This window comes from bacterium CG_4_10_14_0_2_um_filter_33_32, from assembly GCA_002792735.1.
Taxonomy (GTDB): Bacteria; Patescibacteriota; CPR2_A; order CG2-30-33-46; family CG2-30-33-46; genus CG2-30-33-46.
The window spans coordinates 1-3322 of the sequence record PFOW01000075.1; the positions used below are offsets into that span (position 1 = coordinate 1).

At 31.2% G+C, this 3322-nt stretch carries 3 protein-coding genes; 2 read left to right on the top strand and 1 reads right to left on the bottom strand.

Annotation, left to right across the window (positions count from 1 at the left end):
- Positions 1-286 precede the first annotated feature (286 nt).
- Both COX95_04840 and COX95_04845 read left to right on the top strand, forming a co-directional pair.
- A complete protein-coding gene (locus COX95_04840; GenBank protein ID PIZ85211.1) occupies positions 287-1435 on the top strand; it encodes a methionine adenosyltransferase in 1149 nt (382 codons plus the stop codon).
- A gap of 115 nt (positions 1436-1550) precedes the next feature.
- Positions 1551-3116, top strand: coding sequence for a hypothetical protein (locus COX95_04845; GenBank protein ID PIZ85212.1), 1566 nt, complete (start codon positions 1551-1553; stop codon positions 3114-3116).
- On the opposite strand, the gene COX95_04850 is transcribed toward COX95_04845, so the two are convergent.
- Complete coding sequence (locus COX95_04850; GenBank protein ID PIZ85213.1) at positions 3095-3280, bottom strand: hypothetical protein; 186 nt, start codon at positions 3278-3280, stop codon at positions 3095-3097. The genes COX95_04845 and COX95_04850 overlap by 22 nt on opposite strands.
- Positions 3281-3322 lie beyond the last annotated feature (42 nt).

The following is a 3322-nucleotide window of genomic DNA, read 5'->3' on the forward strand; positions in this document are numbered from 1 at the left end:
TGGGTATCTTCCTACTACAAGAATACCTTAAACAACGAGGCCAAAGTAGGGAATTGGGCTTCAGGATACTATAATTCTCATTAGGATAATGTGGTTTTATAATTAAGATTGATATATAATCAAAATATTGAGAATTAAATAATTATCAAGAGAAGCAACTATTTAAGATAACCCCATAATCCCACCCCTGGGGTGGGATGGGATTGCAAGGGCGCTAAATCCAACCCAAATGGGAAAGATAATTTTTAAAATCGCCATTTAGGCGATTTTTTATAAGGAGAAATTAGTGTTTAAAAATATCTTTACTTCAGAATCAGTTACCGAAGGTCACCCCGATAAAATTTGCGATCAAATCTCAGATGCGGTTTTAGATGAAATTTTAAAACAAGATTCTGAAGGCAGGGTTGCCTGTGAAGTGATGGCTTCTACTAATACAATTATTGTTGCCGGAGAAATTACTTCAAAGGCAAAAATTAATCCAAGCGAAATAGCCAAGCAAGTTTTAAAAGATATTGGCTATACTGATGAGAATTGGGGGATTGATTATAAAACATGCAAGGTTATAAATTTACTAAATCCTCAATCACCGGATATTGCTCAAGGAGTTTCAAAATCAAATAAAGATCCTTACGAATGTATAGGAGCCGGAGACCAAGGATCAGTTTTTGGTTTTGCTTGTAATGAAACAGAAGAATTTATGCCTCTGCCTATTACCATTGCCCATAAATTGACTCAAAGATTAGCCTCGGATAGAAAAAACCAAGAAATATCTTGGCTTAGGCCTGATGGTAAATCTCAAGTTTCAGTAGAATATTTTAATAGCAAGCCTTATCAAATAAACAATGTAGTTGTTTCAACTCAGCATAACGAAAATATTGATTATCAATTAATAAAACAAATTATCAAAGACAAAATTATTATGTCTGTGCTGCCTCCAGAGTTAATAAAAGACGAGATTAGCTTTTATATAAACCCTACCGGAAAATTTGTTTGTGGCGGACCAAAAGCAGACGCTGGCTTAACGGGTAGAAAAATAATGGTTGATACTTATGGAGGATATGCAAGACATGGCGGCGGTTGTTTTTCCGGTAAAGATCCGACTAAAGTTGATAGGTCGGGTGCTTATATGGCAAGGTTTATTGCCAAAAATTTAGTTGCTAATAATTTAGCAGAAAAAATAGAAATTCAAATTTCTTATGTCATTGGAATTTCACATCCGGTTTCTGTTTTGGTTCAATCGTTCGGGACGTCTAAAAAATCAGACAGCGAATTAATAAAAATAATAAATAAGAATTTTGATTTACGGCCGGCCGCTATTATAGAAAGGCTTGAATTAAAAAATCCAATCTATACAAAAACGGCTTCCTATGGCCATTTTGGCCGAACTGATATCAGCTTACCTTGGGAGCAGATTATAGATTTAGATATTCATTAAGGTTCTTGTGTTTATCTTAGAATAGATCTTTATATCTAGTAATTTTTCTGTTATAATATTATTTATAACACTAAATTAATTGAACTGCAATTTTACTTTAAGGTTTTAAAAATTAATGAATAAATTAAAAAAGATTCTTAATGATTTAGAGAATAAAAACATAACCGCGTCTCAATGGATTATTACTATTTTAGTGGTGATTCTTTTTCGTACCATTGGGGAAGATTTTTATTCTTCTAAAAAAATCATTGATTATTTTGAGTATTTTTTCCATTACCCTATTTATTATATTTCCATTGCTCTTTTTATAATTTTAATAATATCTTTTTTTGCAAAGGAAAAGCCTATTAAAGTGGGAAAAGTATTGATCCATTTTTGGCCAATAGTTATTATTCCGCCCATTTTTGATTTAATTATCAGCGCCAGTAAAGCATATGATTATTCATATATATTCAATAACTTTAACTTTTATTTTAAGAACTTATTCAACTTTCCAGTTTTCTTAGAAGGAATAACTTATGGTATTCGCCTTGAATTATTGCTAGCAACTGTTTCGGTTGCTGCTTATGTATATATTAAAAAACAAAAAATACTATCTTCAGTATTAGCAGCTTCGTTATTTTATGTAGGAATATTCGGTTTTATCGCATTTCCTTATTTGGCCTACCATATTACTATTATTCCCAACTTTCCTCTTAAAGATATTTACTTTTTGCATAATCCAATTGGTAGTGCGGGTATGTCTCAATCTCTAACTTATTACTCTGCTTTTAATGTTGTGGCGATTTTATTCCTACTTATCTTGGCTATAAAACAAAACCATAAAAAAACTTTTTCATTAATTGCCAACTCCTCAAAAAAATCTTTTCATTATCTATTGATGTTTGGTTTTGGTTTATATTTAGCTTATAAAATAAAAACTAATTTATTTCTTTTTGATATAAATATTCTGACCCAATTTTTAAATGCGTTTTTTGCCGTTGTTTTAGCCTGGGTTTCCGCCACAACTTTAAATGATGTTTATGATATAGAATCAGATAAAGTCAGCGATGATCGTAAGCTTCTCCCAAAAGGCATATTTTCCAGAGAAGAATTCATAAAAATTTCTATTATCAGTTTTGTCTTGTCTTTATTAAACGCTTTTGCTATAAGCTATCAATTTCTGATATATATTCTTTTGTATCATGCGATATCATTTATTTATTCTTCGCCCCCGCTTAGACTGAAGAAGATTCCGATTGTTTCTACTTTTGTTGTTGCTTCTTTGGCTATCTCAATGATGTGGGCAGGCTATGCTTTTTCTTCGGCTACAAGATTTAATCCAATTACTGAATTTCCCGTCGCTATAACATTTACTTTCGTTATCTTATTCACTCTGGGGTTTTCTTTTAAAGATCTAAAAGACTTAGAGGGCGACAAAAAGCAAGGCGTTTTTACAATACCCATGTTTTTTAAAGGTAGAGAAAAAGAAGCAACTTCTTTACTAATCGTTCTATGTTATATGATAGTGCCTTTTATATTTAAAAATGCTTTTTTAGCAATTCCTTCCATCATAGCCTCATTTTTTACGCACGCTTTTATAAATGCAAAAGTGTTTAGGGAAAATAGAGTTTATTTTACCTTTTTCGCCTATTTCATTTGTCTTGTTGTAATGGATTATTATTTAAATTTTTTAAGATAACTTGATTTTTTAGAATTTGATTTGATAAATAACTGTATTTTATATAAAATTAAATAAGTAAGATTTACAAAAATGGCTGTAGTTCCAAAATTAAAAATAGATGAAAGTATGAATCGAAAAAAGCTTATCGATGAGCTCGAAAGAGAAGCAGAACGGCTGCACAATGCCACTCGTACTGACATACCTTTTCTATCTCCTGTGCATAA